We start from the raw sequence: 26,176 nt of genomic DNA, 5'->3' as shown, positions 1-26,176 counted from the left end.
ACCAGGAAGGTAAGGCTCATGCTGGCATCGTTGTTCGCCGTTCTGGCACCTGTGTTCATCGTTGCCGGCATTGGTTTTGCCTGGGCCCGCAAAGGCTTGGACTACCCTACGGAGTTCATCGCCAGGCTGGTGATGACGGTCGGCACACCGTCGCTGGTGCTGTCGACCTTGAGCCGCACGGAACTGGACCCAACGGCATTCACCAGCATGGCGCTGGCCTGCCTGTTGTGCACGTTGGGCATGGCCTTGGCAGGCCTTTTGGTCAGCCGTGCCTCGGGGCAACACTGGCGTGTGCTACTGCCGGCGTTCATGTTCCCCAACACCGGCAACATGGGCCTGCCGATCAGCCTGTATGCCTTCGGCGAGCACGGCCTGGCCCTGGCGGTGGCGTTTTTCCTGACCCTGTCGATCGTGCAGTTCACGGTCGGCATGGCCATTTCCGGCACGGCAGCTTCGCTCAAGGCGCTGGTCCGCAACCCCATTGTGATCAGCCTGGCGGGCTCGATGCCGATCATCTTTCTGGATTTCGAATTGCCGCGTTGGTTGGCCAACACGGTGAACCTGCTCGGCGGCATGACCATCCCGCTGATGCTACTGACCCTGGGCGTTTCGCTGGCCAGCATTCGCCTGCGCCATGTGGGCAGCGGCATGCTGCTGGGTGGTTTGCGCATCGGCCTGGGCGCGGCGGTGGGGTGGGCGGTTGGCGTGGTCTTGGGCATGGATACCCTGGAGCGTGCGGTATTGATGGTGCAATCGGCGATGCCGGTGGCGGTGTTCAATTACCTCATGGCCGTGCGCGCCAACCGCTCGCCGGAGCAGGTGGCGAACCTGGTGATGTGTTCCACGGTGCTGTCATTCGCCTGGTTGCCGATTGTGCTGGCGGGGTGGATGTAGCGTGCTGCCTTGTCATACGCGCTTTGTGTAGGAGCAGCCTTGCGCTGCGAAGAGGCCAGTAAAAGCAGCGAATAACTACTGTGTTTTCACCGGCCTCTTCGCAGCACAAGGCTGCTCCTACACCGAAATCTACTGCGTGCCCCGGGTGTCGATGCTGACCATCTGGTGATTTTCAACGGTGTTGTCATTCGCCTGGCTGCTGTAGCGCGCTGTCATGTCATACGGGCTTTGTGTAGGAGCAGCCTTGCGCTGCGAAGAGGCCAGTAAAAGCAGCGAATAACTACTGTGTTTTCACCGGCCTCTTCGCAGCACAAGGCTGCTCCTACACGGAATCTACTGCGCATCCCGGGTATCGATACTGACCACCACCGACATCCCTGGCCGCAACCGCTTCGCCTCTGGCTGGTCGGCATCCACGGTGATGCGCACCGGGATCCGCTGGGCAATCTTGACGAAGTTGCCGGTGGCGTTGTCGGCCTGCAGCAGGGCGAATTCGGAGCCGGTGGCCGGCGAAATCTGCTGCACATGGCCGTACAGCTTCTGGTGGTTCAGCGCATCCACGGTGAAACTCACCGGCTGGCCGATGCGCACCGCGGCCATCTGGGTTTCCTTCATGTTGGCGATTACCCACAGGGTATCAGGCACCAGCGCCATCAGTTGCGCACCGGAATTCACGTAGGCACCCAGGCGCGTGCCGATCTGCCCCAGCTGGCCATCGCGCGGGGCGGTCACGCGGGTGTTGTCGAGGTCGATACGGGCGAGCTCGACGGCGGCCTTGGCATTTTCCACCGACGCCTGCAACGCGGCCCGGTTGACCACCACGGTTTCCCGGTCCTGCCGGGCGATTTCCAGGGCAGCCTTGGCCTGGGCCAGGCTGGCGACAGCAGCCGCCTGGCTGGCACGGGCCAGGTCCAGCTCGCGGCGCGACACCGAACCGTCGCTGACCAGCGCCTGGTTACGGCCGAGGTCGGCCTTGGCCTTGGCCGCCTGGGCCGTTGCATCGCCGATGGCCGCCTGGCGCTGGGCAATGGTGGCCTCGGCGCTGTTGCGTTGCTGCAGGTTATTGGCCAGTGCCGCCTGCTGCTGTTGCAACTGGGCGATGGCCTGGGCCAGGCGTTGCTTATAGATGCGGTCGTCCAGTTGCACCAGCAGGTCGCCTGCCTTGACGAACTGGAAGTCATGCACCGGCACATCGACGATGTAGCCACTCAGTTGCGGGCCGATGATCGTCACCTGGCCGCGCACCAGTGCGTTTTCGGTGCTCTCGATGGCGCTGCCGAACGGGGGCAGGCGCCAGGCGTAGAGCACCAGCAGGATGCCGGCCAGGGCCACACAGGCAAAACTGATCGACGACAGGATGCGCATCCGGCGCGTGCGTACCGGGCTGGTCGGTTCACTGGGCGGCGGCGTGCCCTCTGGGGTTTCAGCAAGGGCAGTGGTGGTGGTCGTGCGGGTTTCGTCGGTCATCAGGTAGGCGCGCCGCGGCTAGAGTCAGGGGAGGTGGCCTTGCGGGCCGTGTACCAGAGCCAGGTGCTGCGGATGCAGATCCAGATCATGGTCAGGATAGCGATGCTGCCGATCAGCATGAACACATCGTTGTAGGCCATCACGTTGGCCTCGCGGGTGGCCGCACTGGCCAGCACGCGCATGCCGGCCTCGCTGCGCAGCGCGGGGTCGGCAAGGAGGCCGGCATAGCCGCCACCGCCGCTTTGCACCCGGGCGTTGACCAGGGGTTCGAGGTAGCTGAGGCGGTCCATCAGGTGGCTGGAATGGAATTTCTCGCGCCAGGTCTGGAAGGTGCCGAGCAGCGCCGCGCCAATCAGGCCGCCGAGGTTGTTGCAGATGCCGAACAGCACCGAAAAGCTCACCAGGTTGCGCGGGTTGGCGCGCACATGGCTGATGCCTAGGGCCATCGACGGGCCCAGGAAGAACGTGCTGCCGAAGGCCAGCAGGAACTGGCTCAGGTACATCTGTGCCGGGCGGGTGAGGTTGCTTGAGCTGCTGTCCATGAATGCCCCGGTGGCCATCGCCAGCAGCGACACCAGCAACGGGATCACCAGGTGCTTGGGGTCGATGGTCAGGGCGCTGGTCGCCAGGCCCGCCACCGCACCCAACAACATGATCGCGTACAGCGTGCGCATCTGCTCGCTGCCCATGTTCAACACTTGCAGAAAACCGACCGCGCCGGTGGACTGCTCCGAGGTGACCATGCGGATCAGAATCACGCACAGGGCCAGGCGGATGATCGTGCCGCTGCCCAGCCAGCGTGTCATCAGCAGCGGGTTCTGGCGATTGTGCTCGATGGCCAGCCCACTGAATATCAGGCCAATCGACGCGGCCAGGGCCACACCGATCCAGGGGGTGTCCAACCACCAGTCGATGCGGCCCAGCGACAGGGCGGCGCAGAGCAGAGCGGTGCCGCTGGCCATCAGGGTGAAGGTGAGAAAATCCAGCGGCTCGAAGGTCTTGAAGCGGTCGCCCGGTGGCAACTTGAGCATCAGCACGCAGCCCAGTGCGGCCAACGCCAAGCCGAGTTCGAACAGGTATAGCCCGCGCCATTCGGCGATCTGCAGCAAGTCTTCAGAGAACAGCCGCGCCAGCGGCAAGGCCAATTGCGAGGCGCCCAGGCCCAGCACCATGGCCTTGAGGCGCCACTGCGCGGGGAACGCCTGGATCATGTAGTACAGGCCCAGCGAACTCAGCGCGGCGCCAACCATGCCGTGGGCGGCGCGCACGGCAATTGCCGAGTTGAGGTCATTGACGAACAGGTGGCCAAAGGTGACCAGCGCATAAAGCACCAGGAACACTTCGGTGAAGGCCCGCAGGCCGAACTGCTGGCGAAACTTGACCAGCAGCAGGTTGATGGACACGTTGGTCATCACATAGGCGGCCGGCAGCCAGGCCATTTCGGCGGTGGTCGCCCCCAGCGCACCCTGCAGGAACACCAGGTTGGCTGTTACCAGCGCGTTGCCCAACCCACCGGTGATCGCCACCAACAGGCCCACCAGGCCAAAGGCCAGGCGTTTGGCGGGCGAGTGCAAAGGCGTGGACGGCGATCCGGGCAGGCTGGGTTTTTCGTGGGGGAGCCACTGGCGGGGGGCGTATTTGTCCATGGGCAGACTTTACGTGAGGGGCTGGGGCATTAACACCGTCTGGGCTCAAGTTTGCTGTGCGGCGTGCGTCAGTTTTGCAGTGTTTCCGGGCTATTGAAGTTGCTCAAACGGGGATCATCCTCGGCACACACCAGCGCTTGCACAGCCCCTTTCAGCAGGGCCTTCTGCAAGCTTCGCTCATTGGCCGCCCACGCCTGCTCCAGCACCGGCAACACCTTGCGCGGCAGCACACTGAACATCGGCTGCCAGTAGCCTGCTTGGCGCACCATCGCCGCACTGTCGCCGGCCACCGCCAGCCGCAGCAGGTCTGCGATCAACGGCTGGTCGATCAGCGGTGCATCGCAGGCCAGTACCACCACCCATTCGTGGCGTGCCGCTGTCAGGCCTGCAATCACCCCGGCCAACGGCCCAGGGAAATCGGGGGCTGCATCGCCCACCAACTGGTCAGCATAGGCTCGATAGGCGTCCTGGTTGCGGTTGCAGGAAATGATCAGGTCATCGCTCAGCGGGCGTACCACGCGTTGCACATGCGCCACCAATGGCTCGCCTTGCCAGGCCAGTAACCCCTTGTCGCGGCCGCCCATGCGTTGGCCGCGGCCACCGGCGAGGATGAGAATGGAGCAGGGGGGCAGTGCATCAGGCATGAAAAAGGGTTCCGGGCAGTCAATGCCAGGAACCCTCCCATGTCATGCGGTGCTTGTCCAGTCAGCGTGCGTCGAGCGCTGGGGTCGCCTCGGCTTTAGCGCCGCGACCGCGCCCGGCCAGGCGCATCACCACGACGAAGAACACCGGCACGAACACCACCGCCAGGGTGGCGCTGAGCATGCCGCCGATCACACCCGTGCCAATCGCCTGCTGGCTGGCCGAGCTGGCGCCGGTGGCGATGGCCAGGGGCACCACGCCGAGGATGAACGCCAGCGAGGTCATCACAATCGGCCGCAGACGCAGGCGGGCGGCCTGCACCGCGGCATCGACGGCATCGACACCCTGGTCCACCAAGCTCTTGGCAAACTCGATGATGAGGATCGCATTCTTGGCCGACAGGCCGATCAGGGTGATCAGGCCGACCTTGAAGAACACGTCATTGGGCATGCCCCGCAGGGTGACTGCCAGGACCGCACCGAGTACCCCGAGCGGCACCACCAGCAGTACGGCAGTGGGGATCGACCAGCTCTCGTACAACGCAGCCAGGCACAGGAACACCACCAGCAGTGACAGCGCCATCAGGATCGGCGCCTGGCTGCCGGACAGCCGCTCCTGCAGCGACAGGCCGGTCCATTCCAGGCCAGCGCCGGCCGGCAGTTGCGCGACCAAGCGCTCGACTTCGGCCATGGCTTCACCCGAGCTGTAGCCCGCCGCCGGTTCACCGGAGATCGACACCGCCGGGTAACCGTTGTAGCGGGTCAGTTGCACTGGGCCGCTGACCCACTTCGCCTGGACGAAGGCCGCCAGCGGCACCATCTTGCCACTGCTGTTGCGCACATGGATTTTCAGCAGGTCTTCGACCTGGCTACGCTGGTCGCCTTCGGCCTGCACCACCACCCGTTGCATACGCCCTTGGTTGGGGAAGTCGTTGACGTAGCTGGAGCCGACGGCGGTATCCAGCACCGCGCCGATGTCGGCGAACGACACTCCCAGGGCATTGGCCTGGCGACGGTCGATTTCCAGTTGCACCTGCGGGCTTTCGGCCAGCGACGCTTCGCGCACGTTGGTCAGCACTTTGCTTTTGCCAGCACCTGCCAGCAGCGCATCGCGGGCGGCCATCAGCGCGGTGTGGCCCATGCCGCCACGGTCCTGCAGACGGAACTCAAAACCGGTCGACTCGCCCAGGCCATCGATGGGCGGTGGCAGCACGGCGTAGGCCACGGCGTCCTTGAGCTGAGTGAAGGCCATAGTGGCGCGGTCGGCGATCGACTGGGCGCTGTCATCGGCACCGCGCTCGGACCAATCCTTAAGCGTGGTGAACGCCAGTGCCGCGTTCTGCCCGCTGCCAGAGAAGCTGAAGCCGAGGATCAGCGTGGTGTTGCCGACACCGGGTTCCTCCGCGTTGTGCGCTTCGATCTGCGCCGCCACTTGCTCGGTACGCATGCGGCTGGCGCCTGGCGGCAGTTGGATGTCGGTGATGGTGTAGCCCTGGTCTTCGGTGGGCAAGAACGCCGTGGGCAGTTGGCTGAAGCCATAGCCCAGCACGGCCAGCAGCACGCCGTACACCAGCAGGTAGCGACCGCTGCGCTTGAGCGCTTGCACCACCCAGCGCTGATAGCCGTTGCTCATGCTGTCGAAGCGTCGGTTGAACCAGCCGAAGAAGCCCTTGCGCTCGTGGTGCTCGCCTTTGCCCAACGGTTTGAGCAAAGTCGCGCACAGTGCTGGGGTCAGGCTCAGGGCGAGAAACGCCGAGAACAGGATCGACACCGCCATCGACACCGAGAACTGCTGGTAGATCACGCCCACCGACCCTTTCATGAAGGCCATCGGCAGGAACACGGCCACCAGCACCAGGGTAATGCCGACTATCGCCCCGCTGATCTGGCCCATGGCCTTGCGCGTGGCTTCCTTGGGCGGCAGGCCTTCTTCGGCCATGATCCGCTCGACGTTTTCCACCACCACGATGGCGTCGTCGACCAGAATGCCGATGGCCAGCACCATACCGAACAGGGTCAGCACGTTGACCGAGAAGCCCATGGCCAGCATCACGGCGAAGGTGCCCATCAGCGCCACCGGCACTACCAGGGTCGGGATCAGCGTGTAGCGCAGGTTCTGCAGGAACAGGAACATCACCGCAAACACCAGCAGCATGGCTTCGAACAGCGTGTTGATCACCTGCTGGATCGACACTTTGACGAAGGGTGAGGTGTCATACGGGATGTCGTATTTGACGCCTTCCGGGAAGTAGCGCGACAACTCCTGCATCTTGGCCCGCACCAGGTCGGCGGTTTCCATGGCGTTGGCGCCGGGGGCCAGCTGTACGCTGAATGCGGTCGCGGGTTTGCCATTAAGGCGCGTGCCGTACTGGTACTCCTGGGCACCGATCTCGACCCGGGCGACATCGCCGACGGTCACCGTGGAGCCGTCCGCGTTGGCGCGCAGGACAATGGCCGCGAACTCCTCAGGCGTGCTCAGCTGGCCCTTGACCAGCACGTTGGCTGTGATTTCCTGGGTGCCGCGGGCGGGCAGGTCACCAATACTGCCTGGGGCGACCTGGGCGTTTTGCGCGGCAATGGCATCAGCCACATCGTTAGGCGTGAGGTTGAAACCGATCAGCTTGCTCGGGTCGATCCAGATCCGCATGGCACGCTCAGAACCATACAGCTGAGCCTTGCCGACGCCCTTCAGGCGGCGGATCTCGTTCATCACGTTGCGCGCAAGAATGTCCGACAGGGCGGTTTCGTCGAGCTTGCCGTCCTCCGAAGTCAGGGTGGCCAGCAGCAGGAAGCCGGTGGACACCTTCTCCACCTGCAGGCCCTGCTGGGTCACGGGGCGAGGCAGGCGCGACTCGACCACCTTGAGGCGGTTCTGCACATCGACCTGGGCCAGGTCCGGGTGCGTGCCAGGTTCGAAGGTGGCGGTGATGGTGGCGCTGCCCAGGCTGCTTTGCGACTCGAAGTACAGCAGGTTGTCGGCGCCGTTGAGTTCCTGCTCGATCAGGCTGACCACGCTCTCGTCCATGGTCGCCGCCGAGGCGCCTGGGTACACGGCGTAGATTTCCACTTGCGGCGGGGCCACGTTGGGGTACTGGGCCACCGGCAGTTGCGGGATGGCCAAGGCGCCGGCAAGCAGGATGAACAACGCGACTACCCAGGCGAACACTGGGCGGTCAATGAAAAAGTGCGGCATCAATCAGCCCCTCACTGGCGGTTGTGCTGTGCGATCGGCGGCGCGCCGGGCGCTGTGCCCTGGCTCGCTTCGACCTGCACCTGGTCGCCGGCCTTGACGTGTTGCAGGCCTTCGATAACCACTTGTTCACCGGGCGCCAGGCCTTCGCTGACCACCCAGCGGTCGCCCTGGGCGCTGCCCAGCACGACCTGGCGATCGCTGACGCGGGCCTGCGGGTCGACCACCAGTACTTTCGGCACACCGGCGCTGTCGCGCAGGATGGCGCGCTGCGGCACGCTGAGGCCCTTGGGCTGTACCGCTTGTTCCAGGCGCACGCGCACGTAGCTGCCCGGCAGCAGGTCGAGGTCCGGGTTGGGGAACTCGCTGCGCAGGGTGATCTGGTTGGTGCTCGGGTCGACGCTGATGTCAGAGAACAGCAGCTTGCCGGGCAGCGGGTAGGCGCTGCCGTCGTCCTGAATCAGCGTGGCGCGAGCCTGGCCGTCGCCGACCTGTTGCAGCTCGCCGGCTCGCAGAGCACGGCGCAGGGCGTTGAGCTCGCGGGTCGACTGGGTGACGTCGGCATGAATTGGGTCCAGTTGCTGGATGGTGGCCAGGGGCGTGGTCTCGTTCTGCCCGACCAGTGCACCTTCGGTCACCAGCGCGCGGCCAATGCGCCCGGAAATGGGCGCGGTCACCGTGGCATAACCCAGGTTCAGGCGGGCGCGCTCCAGGGCAGCCTTGGCCTCGGCGACCTCGGCATCAGCCTGCAGGAAGCTGGCCCGGGCATTGTCGTATTCCTGGCGGCTCACGGCTTTGTCGTCGACCAGCTCGCGGTAGCGTTGCTCTTGCAGGCGCGCTTGATACAGGTTGGCCTGGGCCTTGGCCAGGGTGGCGCGGGCGCTGTCGTGGTCGGCCTTGAACGGCGCCGGGTCGATGAGGAACAGCACGTCGCCTTGCTTGACGTCGCTGCCCTCGCGGTAGACCCGCTTGAGCACCACGCCAGCTACACGTGCGCGCACTTCCGCAGTCCGCGGTGCCAGGATACGGCCGCTGAGTTCGCTGCTGATGGCCAGCGGCTGCAGTTGCAGGGTTTCGACGCGCACCTGCGGGGTGGGCTCTTTTTCGTCCTGCTCGGCGCTGTCGCCACAGCCGGCCAGGGATATGCTCAGAAACGCCAGAAGCGCCACGGGGCGCAGGCGAGGGGGGAGGCTAGTAGGCATACGGATCTTCCGATGATGACGCGGTGTATGCTACGGCAGGCGTTCCCCTGGTGGCTGTTAATACCTGTAGGGCGAGTGTGAAAAAGTGTGAAGAAGCGTCCTGCCTCGGCGTAGGATTCTATATCCTGCCTGGACTTCCTCTTGTGTCAAAGCGCTTATGCCAAACCTTTTATTGGTCGAAGACGACAGTGCCTTGTCCGAACTGATCGCCAGCTACCTGCAACGCAATGATTTCCATGTCCAGGTGATCGCCCGCGGCGACCACGTGCTGGACGCGTTTCGCCGGCAAAAGCCCGACCTGGTGATCCTCGACCTGATGCTGCCCGGCATCGATGGCCTGCAACTGTGCCGCTTGCTGCGCCAGGAATCGCAGAGCTTGCCGATCCTGATGCTGACCGCCCGTGACGACAGCCACGATCAGGTGCTGGGCCTGGAGATGGGCGCGGACGATTACGTGACCAAGCCCTGCGAGCCCCGTGTGCTGCTGGCCCGTGTGCGCACGTTGTTGCGCCGCAGCAGCGTCAATGAGCCGCGCCTGGACAGCGATTTGATCCAGATCGGCGGCCTGCGCATCGACCTGGCCGAGCGCACCGTCAGCTGGCGCGGCGAAGAGGTGGAGCTGTCCAGCGGCGAGTACAACTTGCTGGTGGTGCTGGCGCGCAACGCGGGCGAAGTGCTGAACCGCGACCGCATCCTGCAGCAACTGCGCGGCATCGAGTTCAACGGCACCGACCGTTCGGTGGACGTCGCCATCTCCAAGCTGCGCCGCAAGTTCGACGACAGTGCTGGTGAGGCGCGCAAGATCAAGACCGTGTGGGGCAAAGGCTACCTGTTCAGCCGTGTCGAGTGGGAGTGCTGACCGAGCATGCTGAAGATCCTGGTGCGCCTGTACCTGCTGATCATCGTCGCCTACGCCGGTGCGCTGCTGTTCATCCCTGACTCCATCGTCGGCCTGTTCCATGAACGCTTCATGGCGTACAACCTGGACCAGACCAAAGGCGTGCAGTCGCTGATCGTCCGCCAGTTCCACCAGGCCCCGCAAGAGCAGTGGCCAGCGGTGGAGCGAGACCTGGCCAATGCCTTCGCACCGCTTGAGGTCAAGCTGCTGCGCATGGACCAGGCCGACCTCAGCGCCGATGAACAGGCCCGGCTGGAACATGGCTTGTACGCCGTGCGCATCGCAGACTGGGGTTATTACGAGACGGTGCTGGCACCGCTCGACAAGGACTGGCTGGTGCGCCTGCATGCGCCGCCTGATCCACTGGACATCAACGTGCTGTCCTGGGGCGTGACGGTGTTGATCGGTGCAGCCATGCTCGGCTGCCTGCTGCTGTGGGTGTGGCCGCACTGGCGTGACCTGGAGCGGCTCAAGGAAACCGCCCGACGCCTGGGTCAGGGGCAGATGGCAGAACGTACACACATCTCGCCGCACTCGAACATCGGTGAGCTGGCCGGGGTGTTCGACACCATGGCCAGCGACCTGGAACGCCATGTCAACCAGCAGCGCGAGCTGCTCAATGCCGTGTCCCACGAGCTGCGCACCCCACTGACCCGCCTGGACTTCGGCCTGGTGCTGCTGTTCGACGAAGTGCCGGCTGCCAGCCGCAAGCGGTTGTTGGAGCTGGTCGGCCATGTGCGTGAACTGGATGAACTGGTGCTGGAGCTGTTGTCCTACAGCCGTTTGTACAACGCCGACCAGGCGCGCGAGCGGGTCGAGGTATCGCTGCTGGAGCTGGTAGACAGCGTGCTGGGCAGTTTTGCCGAAGAGCTCGACAGCCGTGGCATCCAATGGGAAGTGCGGGCCGAGCGTGAACTGCCACGCTTTGTGCTCGACCCCCGGTTGACCGCGCGGGCCGTGCAGAACCTGGTGCGCAACGCGATGCGTTATTGCGACGAAAGCCTGTTGCTGAGGTTGCGGCTCGAGGATGACGGTGCCTGCCTGCTGACGGTCGAGGATGACGGGATTGGTATCCCGGTCGAGGAGCGTGAGCGGATTTTCCAGCCGTTCTACCGGTTGGACCGTAGCCGTGATCGCAATACCGGCGGGTTTGGCTTGGGGTTGGCAATCAGTCGACGGGCCATCGAAGGGCAGGGGGGTACACTGACGGTGGCGCAATCGGCGCTGGGCGGGGCGCAGTTCAGGATTCGTTTGCCGGCGGGTGGGTAGGTTGGCTGTGCCGGCCCGTTCCCACAGGAACGCACACTTTATTAAGTGAGGCGGCGAGCCTGTGGGAGCGGGCTTGCCCGCGAAAGGGCCTAGCCTGCTAGATGCAGCTTTCGGCGAAACGACTCGTCCACAGCACGAACCGATCCTTGCCGCTAGCCTCACGCCCATGCGCCGCAGTGCCGGTTTGCCCGCGCGCATCGCACTGGTACTCTTGTGGGCCAAATCTTGTCGTTTGGCAGATCGTATTTCAGGGAGTTGAACATGCAAGGCAAGGCCCGCAAGATCGTCCAGGCCATTCTTTACGAAGCCATCGCCGTTGCCTGCGTGGCACCCGCGCTGGAGCTGGCGTTTGGCGCCGGGATGGCTCAGTCGGCGGTGTTGTCCTTCCTCATGTCAGGGATAGCCATGAGCTGGAACATGGCATTCAACTGGGGGTTCGAGCGTTGGGAGGCGCGTCAGCCGCAACGCGAACGCACCTTCATGCGCCGGGTCTTGCATGCCTTGGGCTTTGAAGGCGGGCTGGTGGTGATTTTGTTGCCGCTGGTGGCGTGGTGGCTCGATGTCAGCCTGTGGGCGGCCTTCTTGACCAACCTGGCGCTGTTCGTGTTCTTCTTCGTGTACGCGTTCGTTTTCCAGTGGGGGTTCGACAAGGTGTTCGATGTGCCGCTTTCGGCGCAGCAGGCAAAGTGTTGACTTGCTGCCCTGCGGCGGGATAAGTTCCTACCCCATGAACACCTTCTCGCACGTGAACGCCATTATTATTACCGCCATTATCAGTTTGGCGGGCTAGCGCGTACGTGCACCTAACCCGCCCTGGAGGCGGGTTTTTACTCTCTGACTCCTGGGCAACGTGAAAATAGCCAAGGAGTCATCGATGACCAGCTTCAGCGCCAACCTGCGTACCCCTGTCACGCCACAGCAACTGCTGTCGGAACAGGTACGGCGTATTCTCGCCGCACCGGTGTACGACCTGGCCATCGAAACGCCGCTGCAGGCAGCGCCAGCACTGTCCGCCAGCCTGGGCAACCAGGTTTTGCTCAAGCGTGAAGACCTGCAACCCACCTTCTCATTCAAGATCCGCGGTGCCTACACCCGCCTGTCACGGCTGACGCCCGCCCAGCGCGAACGCGGGGTGATCACCGCGTCCGCCGGCAACCATGCCCAAGGCGTGGCGCTGGCGGCTTCGCACCTGGGGCTGAAAGCCACCATCGTCATGCCAACCACCACGCCCTCGTTGAAAGTGGAGGGCGTGCGCTCGCGTGGTGGCCATGTGGTGCTACACGGTGAGAGCTTCCCCCATGCACTGGCCCACGCCCTGCAATTGGCCGACAGCGAAGGTGCCACCTTCGTGCCGCCGTTCGATGACCCAGACGTGATCGCCGGTCAAGGCACCGTGGCCATGGAGATCCTGCGCCAGCGCCCAGGTGCACTGGATGCGATCTTCGTCCCGGTGGGCGGTGGTGGGTTGGTGGCGGGCATTGCGGCCTACGTGAAATACCTGCGGCCCGAGGTCAAGGTGATCGGCGTCGAGCCGGAGGACTCCAATTGCCTGCAGGCGGCCTTGGCCGCGGGCGAGCGGGTGATCCTGCCGCAAGTCGGCACCTTTGCCGATGGCGTGGCGGTGGCGCAGGTCGGTGCTCACTGTTTTGAGCTGTGCAGGCACTTCGTCGATGAAGTGATCACCGTTAACAGCGACGAACTGTGCGCAGCAATCAAGGACATCTACGACGACACCCGCTCGATCACTGAACCTTCCGGTGCCCTGGCTGTGGCCGGCATCAAGAAATACGTGGCCCGCGAAGGCGTGCAGGGGCAGACCTTGGTGGCGATCGACTCTGGTGCCAATGTCAATTTCGACCGCCTGCGCCATGTGGCGGAGCGGGCCGAGCTGGGTGAACAGCGTGAGGCGATCATCGCCGTGACGATCCCTGAGCAGCCAGGCAGTTTCCGCGCATTTTGCCAGGCACTGGGCAAACGCCAGATCACCGAGTTCAACTACCGCTATTACCCGGGCAAAGAAGCGCGTTTGTTTGTCGGGGTGCAGACGCACCCGCTGCACGACCCTCGGGAAAACCTGCTGACCAACCTCGCCGAGCAGGGTTACAGCGTGCTCGACCTGACCGACAACGAACTGGCCAAGCTGCATGTGCGCCACACTGTGGGTGGGCATGCGGCGCCGGGGGCGGATGAGCGTGTACTGCGCTTCGAGTTCCCGGAGCGGCCAGGGGCACTGCTGGGCTTTCTGGAGCGGTTGGGCAAACGCTGGAACATCAGCCTGTTCCATTACCGTAACCATGGTGCAGCGGAGGCGCGGGTATTTGCTGCGCTGGAAGTGCCAGGGGATGAGCTGGCGACGTTGCCGCAGACGCTGGATGAGATGGGCTACCGTTATTGGGATGAGACCGAAAACCCAGCATACAAGCTATTTCTGGGTTGATCTGTAGGAGCAGCCTTGTGCTGCGAAGAGGCCGGTGAAGACACCATTAATCTTCGCTGCTGCCACTGGCCTCTTCGCAGCGCAAGGCTGCTCCTACAGGTTGCGCGTAGCGCTGGGGTGCTTAGCGCTCACGCATAAAGAAGCCCGCCACATACTTGCGGAAGGTTTCCAGGCTCTTGAAGTCGGCATAGCGCTTGAAGTTCTCGGCATCTGGCTCCGGGCCAATTGGCTGCTCTAGCAGCGACACCGAAAGCACCCGGTCCTGATCAGAGGTCAGCACCAGCTCATCCATCACCTGCCCGCCGATCACCGGTCGACGCATCTGGACCTTCACGCCTTTGCTGGCCATCCAGTCGATCAGCGACACCAACGCCTTGAGTGGCTCACGCTCTTCATCGCGGTACACCGGGAACAGGTGAGCGCGTGACAGCACGGGCACGCTGGCGACATGGATCAGCTCGTAAAAGTGGCTGCCAGCACTAGCAGGCGAATACAGCGCCAACGCCAAGAGCGGCCCGGCTGCACGGCTGCCTCCCCAATACAGGTGGTGGCCCTGGAAGTCGAACCCGTCTTCGCTGCGGCTATTGAACAGCTTGCGCCCTTTGATCTGGTCGACGCAGTCCAGCATCAGGCCATGCCGACGATGATTGCCGAACACCGTCGCCTCGCGCAGGCGGGCCTTGAGCATCATCATGTGCTTCATGTCCAGCCGGGTTTCCAGGTAGTTGCTGGCCGGTACCCGCTCTAGCAGCGGGTAGCGGCTGGCAACGCTGCGCAGCTCGGCAAACTGCCCGGTGAGGTCTTTTTTCAGGTGGGTGGCGTAGAGGTTCAAGCCGCTGATCTCGATCCAGGTCAGCAGCAGCGACAACAGCCGTTGTTGTTCGCGCCGGTCAGTGCCCTCACTGCCACTGTTGTCCTGGGCCGGGCGAAAGTCACCGATCAGGCGCAATGGCGTATCGGGTGGCAGCCAGGCCGCAGGCGGGGCAGGGTCGTCTTCGCGTTCTGCGGCTTCACGCTCGTCCTTGGTGAACGGGCAACCAGGCGCATGCTCGGCAGTGCCTGGGTTGTTTTTCAGGAACAGCGTGCCGGTGTTGCCGTTGAGGGTCACGTTCAGCACCGGCAGCGCGTCCTTGCGGCAGTCGCAGGCAAGCCATTGGTTGGCGTTACGCACCTTCATCAGCAACTGGTTGGCCTGCAGCAGGCGAGGGCCAGCGAGCGTGCCTGTGTTGAAACCGACCAGCAGCTCTTCTTCGGCGGGGGTCAGGCTGCGGACCTGCGCGGCGGTCTTATCGATGATTCGCATTAAGGGGCAGCTCCAAGCTACGAGCTTCAAGCTTCAAGCAAAGTTGAGCCGCTTTCAACCCGTTAAGTCATGTTTGCTAGCCTGGCTGGCGTCGCGGTAGACCTCCCTCGGGCCGGTGCGTCTCGCAACAGGGCAAAAGCTGTTCAGTGCCGCTTGGTTAAAGTCAGATTTTGGGTACTGTCAATTCTACGAGTTGAAGATGAGCGGGTGACGCTTCAGCATGCGGCCTAATCAAAGAAACTAATCGGAGACGTTTGCGAAGTTCCGATTGGACGATAAACGAACGCTATGATGGGCGTATGGCCAAATGAAAAAAACAGCAATGCTTGCTTACGGGGGGCTTTGGCCATCTGTACATCTTTTACAGGCTTACAACGGTGAACGCTCGGACCGGGTGACGGAACGTTATCCACTGGGCAACGGCTACCGAAACTACAGCCCTCGGATTATGCGGTTTACAAGCCCCGACGGGCTTAGCCCTTTTGGCAACGGGGGGAGGAATGCATGCATACCGCGAGAAAGACCCAATGAACAGCGTTGATCCGTCGGGACACTTCATCGTGGCCTGTTCGCCTGTATCCGGTGAGGGCAAAAGGCCCTCCGCCGGATGTTTGCCGCAGGCGCATCACAAGGCCGAGGCGCGCCCAATCAGAGCGGGTACAAAACGCGCCGCTCAGTTACCACTGAACATCTGCGCGGCGCGGGCGCGAATCTCGTCAGGGCTGAGGTCCTCCTTGTGGGTCGAGACGAACCAGATATTGCCGAACGGGTCCTTGAGGGTGCCGCTGCGGTCGCCATAGAACTGGTCCGTCACTTTGCGCAGCTGGGTGGCGCCGCAGGCCAGGGCCTGGGCATAGACCTTGTCGCAGTCTTCGACATACAGGTGCAGGCCTACGGCCGCGCCCGCGAGTTTCTGGCTGGCGGTCAGGCCACCTTCCATGTCGCAGGGGTCGCCGAGCATCAGCGACGAATCGCCGATTTTCAATTCAGCATGCCCCACGCGACCGCCCGGGGCGTCGAGGCGGAACATCTCGACCGCGCCAAAGGCTTTCTTGTAGAACTCGATGGCCTTGGCGGCGTCGTTGATGCCCAAGTAGGGGGTGATGCTGTGCTGGCCTTCGGGGATGGGTTTGGCTGCCATGTTCGCTCTCCTTTGAAACGGGCGCCGGTTGGCGCCCTTTTGCTTAGAGTCGTTTGCACGGATGGAAAATCGACAGTGGCGCTAGACCGATTTTCTATAACGGCGGCCGTCAGAAGATGTAATCGGTGGTCAGGAAGCTCGATTGGCGATTGCGGATGATCTCGCTGATCAGCGTCTTGTTGGCCTCCTGGAACTTGGTCGCCACCAACGTACGGATCGAGAACACGCGCAGGGCGTCATGCACCGACAAGGTACCTTCGGCACTGTTCTTGCGGCCGTTGAACGGGTAGGTGTCTGGCCCGCGTTGGCACTGGGCGTTGATATTGATGCGGCCGACCTGGTTGGCAAAGGTGTCCACCAGGCTGCCGATGGTCGCCGGGTCGTTGCCGAACAGGCTCAGTTGCTGGCCGTAGTCGGAATCGAGCACGTAGTCAATGACGGTTTCCAGGTCGCGATAGGGCACCACCGGCACCACTGGGCCGAACTGCTCCTCGTGGTACACGCGCATGTCATGGCTCACCGGGTACAGCAGGGCGGGGTAGAAGAACGAACCGCGGCTTTGCCCACCGCCTTCGTTGATGACCCGTGCCCCCTTGGCTGTGGCATCGGCCACCAGGCCATCGAGGTAGTCGACCTTGCCCGGTTCCGGCAATGGCGTTAGCGCCACACCGGGTTCCCATGGCATGCCAGGTTTGAGCGCGGCGAGTTTGCGCTGGAATTTTTCCAGGAAGGCGTCGACCACGTCTTCATGGACGAACAGTATCTTCAGCGCCGTACAGCGCTGGCCGTTGAATGACAGAGCACCCGTCACGGCCTCTTCGACCGCATTGTCCAGGTCGACTTGGGGCAACACGATGCCGGGGTTCTTGGCGTCCAGGCCCAGGGCCGCGCGCAGGCGGTGTGGGCGCGGGTGCAGTTTTTTCAGGTCGCTGGCGGCCTTGTGGGTGCCGATGAAGGCGAACACATCGACCAGGCCGCTGGCCATAAGCGCGCTGACGGTTTCGCGGCCGCGGCCATAAATGACGTTGATCACCCCCGGTGGGAAGCTGTCGCGGAAGGCTTCGAGCAACGGGCGGATCAGCAATACGCCAAACTTGGCCGGCTTGAACACCACGGTGTTGCCCATGATCAGCGCCGGGATCAACGTGGTGAACGTTTCGTTCAGGGGGTAGTTGTAGGGCCCCATGCACAATGCAACGCCCAGCGGGGCACGGCGGATCTGGCCGAGGGTGCCCTGTTCGAGCTCGAAGCGGCTGGAGCGGCGGTCGAGGTCCTTGAGCGCATTGATGGTGTCGACGATGTAATCGCAGGTGCGGTCGAACTCTTTTTCCGAATCCTTGAGGTTCTTGCCGATCTCCCACATCAGCAACTTGACCACGGCCTGGCGCTGTTCGCGCATGCGCGCCAGGAAGCGTTCGACGTGCTGTATGCGTTCGGCAACGCGCATCGTCGGCCAGGCGCCACGGCCCTTGTCGTAAGCCTGCACGGCAGCGTCGAGCGCGGTGAGGGCGGTGTCGGCGTCAAGCAGCGGGGCACTGCCGAGAATGACCTGGCGCTCGCCGTCGGCTTCCTTCAGCCAGACCGGGCTGCGCACCGTGGCCAGAGGGCCGTCCCAGCGCCTGAGCTGGCCGTTCACCAAATAGTCGCGTTGTTCCAGGGGAGCTTCCAGGCGCCAGGTGTCGGGGATGTTCTCGGCGGTCGGGAAAAGTGAATCGAGCAGACGGTCCATGGGTACTGCACCTCACATATCTGAGCGGAGTTGGTGCCAGGTGAAACGCTTCAGCTTCGAGCATGCACCGGTCACAGGAAAAACACCAGTCTGGCTCAACATTGCCTGCACTGCGCCGATACAGAGCTAACCCGGTGCGTCAGCAGGCCTATGATCACTTCCATTCCCCCAAGCTACGATACACAGACGGCCGCACTGCTGGCTTCGCCCTTGTTCTGGTTGGCGTTGGCTGCCATCGGCCTGCTCGGTCTCTGTGTCGTGCGGCTCAACGGCAAGCAGCGCCAGCTGCAGCAGCATAACCACGAACTGCGCCGGTCACAGGCACAGTTCGAACGCCTGGCGCACTACGACACCATTACCGGGTTGCCCAACCGGGTGCTGTTCCAGCGGCAACTGGCCGAGGCCATCGACAAGGGGCATGGCCTCGCCGTGCTGATGCTCGATATCGACGGGTTCAAACAGGTCAATGACAGCCTTGGCCACGCGATGGGCGACCTGCTGCTGCAACAAGCCACCGCGCGCTTCCTGCAGGAGCTGGACCAGCACGACCGCGTCTGCCGCCTGGGCGGTGACGAGTTCGTGTTCATGCTCCAGGGCACACAGGGCCAGGTAACCCACCAGTTGCGCCATGTGCTGCGGTGCCTGCAGCGGCCGTTCGACCTCAAAGGTAACGCTGCATTGGTTACCGGCAGCATTGGCCTGGCCTGGTGCCCGCAGCATGGCGAGGATGTCGACAACCTGCTGCGCCACGCCGATACCGCCATGTACGCCGCCAAGGAAAGCGGGCGCAACACCTGGCGGGCGTATCACCCGGATATGACTGCGCGCTTGCAGCAACGCCTGGAATTGGAGCGCAACCTGCGGCGTGCGCTCAACAATGATGAATTCGAACTTTGGTACCAGCCCAAGGTGGACCTGTTCAGCGGCAAGCTGGAAGGTGTCGAGGCGCTGCTGCGCTGGCGCGACCCGCAAGCAGGCCTGGTGTCACCGGCCGAGTTCATCCCCTTGGCAGAGCGTACCGGGTTGATCATCCCGTTGGGTGAGCGCGTGCTGGAGCTGGCCTGTGCGCAGCTGGCAACCTGGCGTCGGGATGACCGCCTGCCCGGGCCGTTGGCGATCAATGTCGCGGCATTGCAGATCGAGCGCAGCGACTATGTGTCGAGCCTGGCGATGGCCCTGGAGCGTCATGGCCTGGCCGCCAATCTGTTGGAGGTGGAGATTACTGAAAGCCTGTTGATGGAAAGCCAGCAGCAGGCCTGCGCGGTGCTCGCGCAACTGCAGGCTATGGGCGTGGCCACTGCGGTGGATGACTTCGGTACCGGTTATTCGTCGCTGGCCTACCTGCGGGCGCTGCCTATCGACCACCTGAAGATCGACCGCGCGTTCATCAAGGACCTGCCCGCAGACGATGATGCGGTGGCCATTGCCCGTGCCATCATCGACCTGGGGCATGCCTTGGGTTATCGCATTACTGCCGAAGGCATCGAAACTCAGGAGCAGTACGATTTTCTGCGCAATGCCGGCTGCGATCAGGGGCAGGGCTACCTGATGGGGCGGCCGATGCCGGCCGCCGAGTTGCAAGGCTGGATAGCGCGTAACCCGCGTAGGCAGCGCCTGTCACCTGGGTAACAGGCGCTTTTTCGCCGCTCTCTACAGGGGTAGGCGGAACAGATTGTGCGGCGGGTGCATCAACCACTCCTGGCGTAGCACGGGGTCAGCATCGATGGCTGCCAGACGCCGCCAGAACTCCGCGCGGGCTTGTTGCGGGCGGGCTATGAAGAAATCGTTTTCAAGCAGAGGCCTGAGGTCGCGGCGGTACTGAAGTGGCAAACGCTGCCACAGCGCAGCCTGTTCCGGGCCCGTTCCCTCGAAAAACTCTGCATAATCCCCCTCGCACACCAGCAAATCGACTTCATGGGCAGTATTGTAAGCATCGACCTGGGCGAGCATGCCTTCGCTCAGCCACTCACTTTCCAGGCACAGGGCTTCGGCGGACGGGCCGGGGAGGTTGAAATCCACCCGCAGCCGCTGGAACTGGTTGCCAGACAGGTCCAGGACGAGAGGCTCGGCAACGACGTCCAGGCCTAAGGGCAGTTCGACCAGCCCACACTCGGACAGGAACAGGGTTTTCAGGTGGTCAAGCCCGTGCAGGTCTGGCGCCTCCAGCAGCGGGTTGCCCGACAGGTCCAACACGATAAGCCCGGCGCACTGGTTCAGCGCTACCTGGTTGCGGTTGTCCCAGGTGATGCGGTTGTTGTCCAGATCAAGCCAGGTCAATCGATCGGGGTTGGCCACATGGGGCAGGGCGTCGAACCGGCAATTGGACAGTAACAAGCGTTTCAATTTGGGAAAGCGCTCCAGGAACTCTGCAGGGAGCTGGCTGAGTGAAGGGTTGCTGTGCAGCGCTATGTGCTCCACATGGGTGAAGTCGTCCGGCAGGGCCAGGCTGGCCAGGTCCTGGTTTTCCAGTTCGAGGCCGGAGAGGTCGAGGCTGGCGATCCGGCCACCGCCTGCGAGTGGCACGCTCGAGAGGCGCCGCCAGGCGTTGATGATTGGGCGGATCGCCCGCTGGCGTTGGTGCGGGCGTTGAGGGTCGGGGCGGGCCCATTCCTGCAGGTTGCGGCGCAGCGTATCCAGGCGTTGTTGCAGGTCGCGCAGCCTTTGTGTCGGTGAGCGAAGGTCATTGTCTTCAAGGTCGCTGCCAAGTACATCTTCGATTTCCGAATCAGTGGCATCGGGGTACAGGCGGCGATAGGCGCCGGCCAGTGAACCTGTGTGGCGCGGGTGCGGGGCTTGTGGGGCGAGTGGGCGACCTCCACGCAGCTGGACTGGGCGGGCGCGACGCCTGGCGCGTGGCCCCCATAGCCGTTGTGCAAGGTCATCTCGGTTGTCGTTGACCCAAGCCAGGACGCGCTGGCGTAACGTACGCCCATCGGCCTGGACGATCGCCAGCGCGTCGCGTTGGCTGTGCGGCAGTACCTGCTCCACAGCGCGGCACAGGTCCAGGTCCCGCGTGGCGGGGGCAGGGCGCGGCCCCAGGTCAGCCTCATAACCTTCTGCGCTTTTGATCACCCGGCAGACACGGCCTGCTGAGCTGCTGCCGATATGTTCAAGCAGAGGGCCCTCGGGGCTACCCGCACGCAGTTCCAGGCGCACATCGCGCGGCCAGTCGGGCAGGCCATCGAGGGCATTGAACAGCAGGCGTTCGCTATCGGCACCGGCCCGAGCGGGAACGAGCACGCCTTCCACGGCACGTATCAGAGGCAGTTCGCTGTGCGCGTGTTCAACCTGCTGACGCAGCCAGGCCGGTAACACCGCGTCGTTTTCCCAGGCGAGGGATTGCGCGGCGCTTAGGGGCGCCAGTAGACGCCTGGCGAGTACGGCCGACAGGCGAGGGTAGGCTTCCAGCAACCTGCGTGTTGCCGGTTCGATGGGCGCATCGCCGTTATACAACCGTTCGAACAGGTTGCCCGGCGCGTCGCTGCCCAGCGCAACTACCTTCGCTTGCGCGGCCATACGTTGCAGGGTGTCGAGCAGCAAAGCCGGTGGCGGCTGCCCTTCGAGGTGCACGCGGCGCAGGTACGCGGCATCGGTCCCACACATGCGGCCAGCCAGCTCAAGTTGTTCGGGTGTGAACGCTGCGTAGTTTTCCCCCAAGCGGCGAGCCAGTATTGCGAAGGACCACTGTGATGGCTGTTCATGGCTGGCGCGCCAGGCACCCTGTTGATTGTGCTCCAGAGGCGGCTGCCAAGCGTCCTGCGCGTTTGGGTGCACAAGCCGCCACTGCTGTGTCTGCGTGTCCAGGCGCTGTTCGTAGAGGTGGCCATCCATGCGAATGAAATACCGGCCATCGTGCAGGTACTGGCCTTGAGCATTGGCGTGCACGCTCTGTGGCAAGTCCAGGGGGCTGCGATAGGGTGTGAGGTCTGCCTGCCAGAGCCGGTAGCGGCCATCGGGCTTGCGAACTTCCTGCAGGCTCTCCAGCAGCGGGCTTTTGAACAACTTCGGCACCACGTGGCCAGCGACCACCAGCCCGCCGATCAGGGCCAGGTTCAGGCCGACCGCCTCCAGGTGACGCAATGCCAGGTGGCGGTCACCCTGATGCCAGGCCTCATAGCCTTCGTACACTTCGCCAAGCAGTTGGCACGCCGTCACCGCCAGCATCAGCGTGCCCACGGCGGGGATGAAGAAGCCGGCCAGGTTGAGCGCGTCCATGCCGAGGTCTTCCCACGCTTGCAGGCGGTTTGCCCGCGCCGTGGCGTCGGCTTCGGCGGTCGGCACCGCCAGCTGGCGAGCTTCGCGCTTGAGGCGGTCAAGGTGCAGCGCCTGATAAAAAGCAAAAGGTTCCTCGGTGATTGCCAGCCGTGTGGGGCGCAAATCCGCCTCAGGGGCTCTCTGCCATGCCTTGTCGTCGGCCGAAGTGCCCGAAGCGTCAAGGTTTTGGTGCAGCAGGTCGAGAAAGTGTTGCTGCTGACCCTGCTCCACGTACGCCATGAACGCCTGCCGGTCGGTGGGTTCTAGCAGCAGGGCCGCCAGAGCCTCGTGTACAGCCTCAAGGTCGGCGCATTGACGCAGGGCCTGGTCGTGGCCTGGCAGATAGAGCAACAGCCCGGCACTTTCGGTGTCGATCAGGATTACCTCATGCAAGGTGATACCGAACAGCGCCAGTTGCCAGCAAGGCATCTCGTTGCCCTGCAGAAACAGGTCGACTTGGTCGCGCGCGGTGCCGGTGAGCACATGCCGTAGGTAAGCCAGGTCGGCCGCCAGGCGCAGCCTATCCTTGTACACGGCGATCGCCTGTTCGCGTACGTGTGGCTTAGCGAAATGGTGCTGCAGATGGGCCTGGTATTGCTGCCCCAAATCGAGCGAACGGCACAGTGCGGCGAAGCCAGCGGGTGTGAGCGGCAGCCGCTCCACCTGGTAGCGCTCCGACACCAGCGGGAAGTGCGCTGGGGGTGTTTGCGGGCCCAGTACTGCGGTGCCCCGTACCTGAACGGGTGTGACCTGGATCGTGTGGCTTGGTGCAACGGCGCTCTGGGCGCTGAAGCGTTCGTCATCGGCGAAGTTCTGCAGCGCGGCCTGCAGCAGCGTGTCACGACGATGACTGTTCAGGTAACGCATGCCTGCCCAATGCCAGGTGCTTTCTACCCGAAGCAGTTCGGTGCCACGAAGCGGGGCGCTGCACCCGTGTTCGGCAAGGCGGGCCGTCAGCCTGGGCTCAGCGAACGCAGTGATTTGCTCAAGCCCCTCAAGGGCTCGGGCCAAGGTGCTTTGCGAGCGCAGCAGGCGCGACTGGCTACGGTGCACGGCCTGGCGAAGATCGGGGGCGGCGTTGGCAAACCAGGCCTGCGTGTAATAGGTCGGTAGTTGGCTTTGCCTCAAACTGTGCCATTGAGGCGGGGCTATTGAGTGTGCCCAGGTGGGCAATTGTGTTTCCAGTAGCGTTTGATGCGGTTCGAGCGTTGAAAGGGTTGGCATGTCGATGCTCCTTTATGAGGAGAGAGCATCAAACGGTATTGGTTAATAACCAGGTGGTAACCCGGTATTGCCTGCAACTCAACAGGCGTCATGTGTTAGCGTCACACGATCATCAAAATAAAAAGCGTTTTTTGACGTCATAAAATAGATTGGCATGCTGTCAAAGTGCCGCTTGCCAAACCGTTGCCTGGCATCTTAAATTGTTACTGAATGTGAGAGTGAAGTTTCGATAGTAATCTTTTGTATATCAGTGCGTTGGGTGTGTTTATTACAGCTAATTATGATCTTGTTCTGATCTGCCCATAGACAACATCAAAGGACGTCGAAGAAGAATGAAACAGCACTTGGCAGCGGTGGCACGAAAACTCATCTCTCCTTCGACGCGCTACGAGATCAGGCTGCTTGCCAGCCAAGTCCGTGAAGTGCTGGGCCGAGCCTGTGTCTGGCGGTGGGAGGTCGCCAGGTTCAGGCTGCAGCAGGAAAGCCCCTACGAAATCCTCTACATCGGGCGCAAGCAGCAGCGCGAGATGGCCAAGCTGCTGATTGGTGGCAAGGCTCCGGGCAATGCTCCGGTTGCCGGCAGCAGTGCAGAGCCAGACGCGTCGAACCATGTGGTGGTGGTGAGTGAAATGCCCACCACAGGGGCGTTGTCCGTGCCGCACTACCTGAGTGCCGTGGTACCACTGGGGCGAACGCTGGATGACATTACCGCCCGCTACGACAGCGAGTTGCGCCGTAGCATTCGCAAGAACCGGCCGCTTTATCAGATGAGGCAGACGCTGTCGGATGAAGAAATCGCAATGGCTGACAGCCAGTTGCTGCGCCCCTATGCCACGGCCAGGCAGGGTATTCATGCTGCGCAGTTTCCCACGGACGATGTGTTCCGCATTGCCAAGAGCGTTGGGCGCCTGGACCTCATCACCTTGGGCGACGAAGTGATCGGTTGCCACCTGGGTTGTGAAGTCACGCGCGGTGGCAAGCGCTACTGGAGCACCCTGCGTTTTGGTTATAGCGAAGCGGTGTTTTCAGATGCGAAAAAACTGCGTGAGGTGAACTCCATCACCACCTTCATGGCGCTGGAGTGGGCGTTGCAACATGGCTTCGATTATTACGACATTGGCCTGTGCCTGGCGCGGCCGGATGACGGTTTGCTGAAGTGGAAAAGAAGGCGCGGTGGCGACATTGATTCGTTGGGCAACCACGCCTACCTGTTCGTGCGGCTACCCAAGACCGGGACGGCGAAATTTCTATGGGAAACGCCAATGTTCGCGGTTGAAGGCGACAAATTGACACTGCACCTGGGCTTGCCGGACGGGCCGAGCGATGAAGAGGTCGCCAGCCGGTACCACGAGATGGTCTTTGGCGGCCTGCACAAGATCTACCTCTATGGTGACCAACGTTCGGGCGAGTCGTTTATCGAGACCTTGCGCACGCGTTACGCCAATTTACAGTCGCCGCCGACGATGGAAAGGATCACATCCAACTGAGTCGTTCAAAGGCTTGTGACCACGCCACCCCGGGGAGCACTTCATGGGCAGCGATATCTCCAAATTCAGCGCACCGTCTGCCGGTAAACGGCATAAGTGGACCCTTGCCGCGTACAAATACATGGCGCGCAAGCGGCTCGCACGTAATTCTGCCATCGACCTGAAAAGCATCGCGTCAAAAAGCTGGGATATCGCGCCTGGTGAAACAACAGTTTCCCCGCCCGCCTTCTATTTGCCCAATCAGCTGGAGCGGGTGACGGGGTGGGAGGCAAAGCGCTTCTACCCCTACGTGCATCCCGCCCGCACGATGGAGGGTGGGCTCAGCGTGGCGCAGGGCCCTACACGAGGGTACCTGATCAAGGACGTGTGGTTGGTCGATGGCGCGCTCTACAAAGGCAAGGCCAGCCACTGGTTATCCTTGAAACCGAGCACCTTCCCGCGGGTTGTGGTGGAGCACGAGATCGAGCGCGCGGCCATCTACTGCACGCAAAATGGCAACTCCTGGTTTGGCACCTGGTTGATGGAAGACTGCGTCACCTATGCCCTGGCCTGCAACGAGGGCGTACCGGTGACCACTGCGCCCTCTGCGCGCTACCCACTGTTTACCCAGGCGCCGGCTTATGAAGACTGGCTGGGCATGAAGCCCCTTCGTTTGCGCAGTGCGTTTTTCCGTGAGCTGGTGCTGTTCGACGACCAGAGCAACAACCAAAGCCGCCACTTGCGCTACCGAGCCATGGGCGAAAAGCTGCAGTCGCATGTGCCCCACGAACCACACCCCGGTGTGTTCATATTGCGTGGTGGCGACGGCGACTTGCGCTTCCTGCGCAATGAAATGGCCGTAGCAGAGCACTTGCGCACGCACTGGGGCTTTCGCATTGTCGACCCGCTGAAAACCGACGTGCCGAGCATTATCGCGGCGTGCGCGGGCGCCAGAGTGGTGGCCGGGGTCGAAGGTAGCCAGCTGGTTCATGGCGTGAACGTGCTGCAGGCCGGTGGCTCAGTATTGACGTTGCAGCCACCGAACCGTTTTGTCAGTTATTACAAATACCTGACAGACCGCGACCAGCAGCACTTTGGCTTTGTGGTGGGCATGCCGGAAGGCGACGGGTTCAGGATCGACATCGATGAGGTGGAGCGCACCCTGGATTTGATGCCGGTGTAGCTACCGGCCAAGCCTCAGGTAAACGCGCCAGATTTCGGTTCGGAAGGCCAACCATTAGCATTTGGTTTCTCAGCGATGAAACGCAAGAGCTTGCCTCCTTCACGTCTTCGTTTGATGAGCAATCACGATAGCGCCAGCCGCCGGGGTCTCCTGTGCGGCTTCTATCGCAGAAAAGTTCGCTATATCAGCGCCTTACACTTAATTGACCATTATCTAGCAGTACCGAGAAATG

Annotated in this window: 18 protein-coding genes; 9 read left to right on the top strand and 9 right to left on the bottom strand. The window is 62.8% G+C overall.

The window, feature by feature from the left end:
* Window positions 1-18: 18 nt before the first annotated feature.
* The gene (locus AC5PZ0_RS09860) at window positions 19-894 is read left to right on the top strand and encodes an AEC family transporter (RefSeq protein ID WP_493854818.1); all 876 of its coding nucleotides are present in this window, start codon (window positions 19-21) and stop codon (window positions 892-894) included.
* Between the two features lie 333 nt (window positions 895-1,227).
* Here AC5PZ0_RS09860 and AC5PZ0_RS09855 read toward each other — a convergent pair whose 3' ends face one another.
* The 5 genes from AC5PZ0_RS09855 to AC5PZ0_RS09835 all read right to left on the bottom strand — a co-directional run bounded on the left by AC5PZ0_RS09855 (window position 1,228) and on the right by AC5PZ0_RS09835 (window position 9,040).
* Entirely contained in the window at window positions 1,228-2,361 is a 1,134-nt protein-coding gene (locus AC5PZ0_RS09855) for an HlyD family secretion protein (protein WP_493854817.1), read from the bottom strand.
* Entirely contained in the window at window positions 2,361-4,007 is a 1,647-nt protein-coding gene (locus tag AC5PZ0_RS09850; RefSeq protein WP_099429464.1) for an MFS transporter, read from the bottom strand. Before AC5PZ0_RS09850 ends, AC5PZ0_RS09855 begins: the two co-directional genes overlap by 1 nt.
* A 68-nt stretch (window positions 4,008-4,075) precedes the next feature.
* Window positions 4,076-4,651 (bottom strand): molybdenum cofactor guanylyltransferase MobA, encoded by a 576-nt coding sequence (mobA, locus tag AC5PZ0_RS09845; RefSeq protein ID WP_493854816.1) that lies wholly within the window; start codon window positions 4,649-4,651, stop codon window positions 4,076-4,078.
* Window positions 4,652-4,712: 61 nt separating this feature from the next.
* Window positions 4,713-7,841: a multidrug efflux RND transporter permease subunit gene (locus AC5PZ0_RS09840; RefSeq protein WP_027596749.1), complete on the bottom strand. Its 3,129-nt coding sequence runs from the start codon at window positions 7,839-7,841 to the stop codon at window positions 4,713-4,715.
* Window positions 7,842-7,852: 11 nt separating this feature from the next.
* Complete coding sequence (locus tag AC5PZ0_RS09835; RefSeq protein WP_099429461.1) at window positions 7,853-9,040, bottom strand: efflux RND transporter periplasmic adaptor subunit; 1,188 nt, start codon at window positions 9,038-9,040, stop codon at window positions 7,853-7,855.
* A gap of 157 nt (window positions 9,041-9,197) precedes the next feature.
* Here AC5PZ0_RS09835 and AC5PZ0_RS09830 point away from each other — a divergent pair, with 157 nt between their 5' ends.
* The 4 genes from AC5PZ0_RS09830 to ilvA all read left to right on the top strand — a co-directional run bounded on the left by AC5PZ0_RS09830 (window position 9,198) and on the right by ilvA (window position 13,644).
* A complete protein-coding gene (locus AC5PZ0_RS09830) occupies window positions 9,198-9,899 on the top strand; it encodes a response regulator (RefSeq protein WP_027596751.1) in 702 nt (233 codons plus the stop codon).
* Window positions 9,900-9,905: 6 nt separating this feature from the next.
* The gene (locus AC5PZ0_RS09825; RefSeq protein WP_238211772.1) at window positions 9,906-11,207 is read left to right on the top strand and encodes an ATP-binding protein; all 1,302 of its coding nucleotides are present in this window, start codon (window positions 9,906-9,908) and stop codon (window positions 11,205-11,207) included.
* Window positions 11,208-11,468: 261 nt separating this feature from the next.
* Window positions 11,469-11,900, top strand: coding sequence for a PACE efflux transporter (locus AC5PZ0_RS09820; RefSeq protein WP_265969060.1), 432 nt, complete (start codon window positions 11,469-11,471; stop codon window positions 11,898-11,900).
* Between the two features lie 181 nt (window positions 11,901-12,081).
* Window positions 12,082-13,644: a threonine ammonia-lyase, biosynthetic gene (gene ilvA / locus AC5PZ0_RS09815; protein ID WP_027596754.1), complete on the top strand. Its 1,563-nt coding sequence runs from the start codon at window positions 12,082-12,084 to the stop codon at window positions 13,642-13,644.
* A 121-nt stretch (window positions 13,645-13,765) separates the two neighbouring features.
* Here ilvA and AC5PZ0_RS09810 read toward each other — a convergent pair whose 3' ends face one another.
* The gene (locus AC5PZ0_RS09810) at window positions 13,766-14,947 is read right to left on the bottom strand and encodes a DUF8534 domain-containing protein (protein ID WP_027596755.1); all 1,182 of its coding nucleotides are present in this window, start codon (window positions 14,945-14,947) and stop codon (window positions 13,766-13,768) included.
* 307 nt (window positions 14,948-15,254) lie between these two features.
* On the opposite strand from AC5PZ0_RS09810, the gene AC5PZ0_RS09805 reads away from it, so the two are divergent.
* Window positions 15,255-15,488, top strand: coding sequence for an RHS repeat-associated core domain-containing protein (locus AC5PZ0_RS09805; RefSeq protein WP_493854815.1), 234 nt, complete (start codon window positions 15,255-15,257; stop codon window positions 15,486-15,488).
* A 132-nt stretch (window positions 15,489-15,620) separates the two neighbouring features.
* Here AC5PZ0_RS09805 and AC5PZ0_RS09800 read toward each other — a convergent pair whose 3' ends face one another.
* Window positions 15,621-16,088, bottom strand: coding sequence for a VOC family protein (locus AC5PZ0_RS09800; protein ID WP_493854814.1), 468 nt, complete (start codon window positions 16,086-16,088; stop codon window positions 15,621-15,623).
* Window positions 16,089-16,197: 109 nt separating this feature from the next.
* Window positions 16,198-17,817: an NADP-dependent glyceraldehyde-3-phosphate dehydrogenase gene (locus AC5PZ0_RS09795; RefSeq protein WP_454243654.1), complete on the bottom strand. Its 1,620-nt coding sequence runs from the start codon at window positions 17,815-17,817 to the stop codon at window positions 16,198-16,200.
* 150 nt (window positions 17,818-17,967) lie between these two features.
* Between AC5PZ0_RS09795 and AC5PZ0_RS09790 the strand changes: the two genes are divergently transcribed.
* Window positions 17,968-19,446, top strand: coding sequence for a putative bifunctional diguanylate cyclase/phosphodiesterase (locus tag AC5PZ0_RS09790; RefSeq protein ID WP_493854813.1), 1,479 nt, complete (start codon window positions 17,968-17,970; stop codon window positions 19,444-19,446).
* A gap of 21 nt (window positions 19,447-19,467) precedes the next feature.
* Here the strand turns inward: AC5PZ0_RS09790 and AC5PZ0_RS09785 are convergent, their stop codons facing one another.
* Window positions 19,468-23,295 carry a dermonecrotic toxin domain-containing protein gene (locus tag AC5PZ0_RS09785; RefSeq protein ID WP_493854812.1) on the bottom strand — a complete coding sequence of 1,276 codons (3,828 nt, stop codon included), beginning with the start codon at window positions 23,293-23,295 and terminating at the stop codon, window positions 19,468-19,470.
* A gap of 332 nt (window positions 23,296-23,627) precedes the next feature.
* Between AC5PZ0_RS09785 and AC5PZ0_RS09780 the strand changes: the two genes are divergently transcribed.
* Both AC5PZ0_RS09780 and AC5PZ0_RS09775 read left to right on the top strand, forming a co-directional pair.
* A complete protein-coding gene (locus tag AC5PZ0_RS09780; protein ID WP_027596759.1) occupies window positions 23,628-24,782 on the top strand; it encodes a GNAT family N-acetyltransferase in 1,155 nt (384 codons plus the stop codon).
* Between the two features lie 43 nt (window positions 24,783-24,825).
* Window positions 24,826-25,944 (top strand): glycosyltransferase 61 family protein, encoded by a 1,119-nt coding sequence (locus AC5PZ0_RS09775; protein WP_493854811.1) that lies wholly within the window; start codon window positions 24,826-24,828, stop codon window positions 25,942-25,944.
* The last annotated feature ends 232 nt before the right edge of the window (window positions 25,945-26,176 follow it).

Source organism: Pseudomonas sp. 5.2, from assembly GCF_059025405.1.
Note: the sequence above shows the minus strand (reverse complement) of the source record. Positions and strands in the feature narration are given on the sequence as shown.

What these genes read in the sequence shown, in the direction of transcription:
- AC5PZ0_RS09860 (WP_493854818.1), top strand. Translation starts at nt 19, where the DNA reads ATGCTGGCATCGTTGTTCGCCGTTCTGGCACCTGTGTTCATCGTTGCC.
- AC5PZ0_RS09855 (WP_493854817.1), bottom strand. Translation starts at nt 2,361, where the DNA reads ATGACCGACGAAACCCGCACGACCACCACCACTGCCCTTGCTGAAACC.
- AC5PZ0_RS09850 (WP_099429464.1), bottom strand. Translation starts at nt 4,007, where the DNA reads ATGGACAAATACGCCCCCCGCCAGTGGCTCCCCCACGAAAAACCCAGC.
- mobA (WP_493854816.1), bottom strand. Translation starts at nt 4,651, where the DNA reads ATGCCTGATGCACTGCCCCCCTGCTCCATTCTCATCCTCGCCGGTGGC.
- AC5PZ0_RS09840 (WP_027596749.1), bottom strand. Translation starts at nt 7,841, where the DNA reads ATGCCGCACTTTTTCATTGACCGCCCAGTGTTCGCCTGGGTAGTCGCG.
- AC5PZ0_RS09835 (WP_099429461.1), bottom strand. Translation starts at nt 9,040, where the DNA reads ATGCCTACTAGCCTCCCCCCTCGCCTGCGCCCCGTGGCGCTTCTGGCG.
- AC5PZ0_RS09830 (WP_027596751.1), top strand. Translation starts at nt 9,198, where the DNA reads ATGCCAAACCTTTTATTGGTCGAAGACGACAGTGCCTTGTCCGAACTG.
- AC5PZ0_RS09825 (WP_238211772.1), top strand. Translation starts at nt 9,906, where the DNA reads ATGCTGAAGATCCTGGTGCGCCTGTACCTGCTGATCATCGTCGCCTAC.
- AC5PZ0_RS09820 (WP_265969060.1), top strand. Translation starts at nt 11,469, where the DNA reads ATGCAAGGCAAGGCCCGCAAGATCGTCCAGGCCATTCTTTACGAAGCC.
- ilvA (WP_027596754.1), top strand. Translation starts at nt 12,082, where the DNA reads ATGACCAGCTTCAGCGCCAACCTGCGTACCCCTGTCACGCCACAGCAA.
- AC5PZ0_RS09810 (WP_027596755.1), bottom strand. Translation starts at nt 14,947, where the DNA reads ATGCGAATCATCGATAAGACCGCCGCGCAGGTCCGCAGCCTGACCCCC.
- AC5PZ0_RS09805 (WP_493854815.1), top strand. Translation starts at nt 15,255, where the DNA reads ATGAAAAAAACAGCAATGCTTGCTTACGGGGGGCTTTGGCCATCTGTA.
- AC5PZ0_RS09800 (WP_493854814.1), bottom strand. Translation starts at nt 16,088, where the DNA reads ATGGCAGCCAAACCCATCCCCGAAGGCCAGCACAGCATCACCCCCTAC.
- AC5PZ0_RS09795 (WP_454243654.1), bottom strand. Translation starts at nt 17,817, where the DNA reads ATGGACCGTCTGCTCGATTCACTTTTCCCGACCGCCGAGAACATCCCC.
- AC5PZ0_RS09790 (WP_493854813.1), top strand. Translation starts at nt 17,968, where the DNA reads ATGATCACTTCCATTCCCCCAAGCTACGATACACAGACGGCCGCACTG.
- AC5PZ0_RS09785 (WP_493854812.1), bottom strand. Translation starts at nt 23,295, where the DNA reads ATGCCAACCCTTTCAACGCTCGAACCGCATCAAACGCTACTGGAAACA.
- AC5PZ0_RS09780 (WP_027596759.1), top strand. Translation starts at nt 23,628, where the DNA reads ATGAAACAGCACTTGGCAGCGGTGGCACGAAAACTCATCTCTCCTTCG.
- AC5PZ0_RS09775 (WP_493854811.1), top strand. Translation starts at nt 24,826, where the DNA reads ATGGGCAGCGATATCTCCAAATTCAGCGCACCGTCTGCCGGTAAACGG.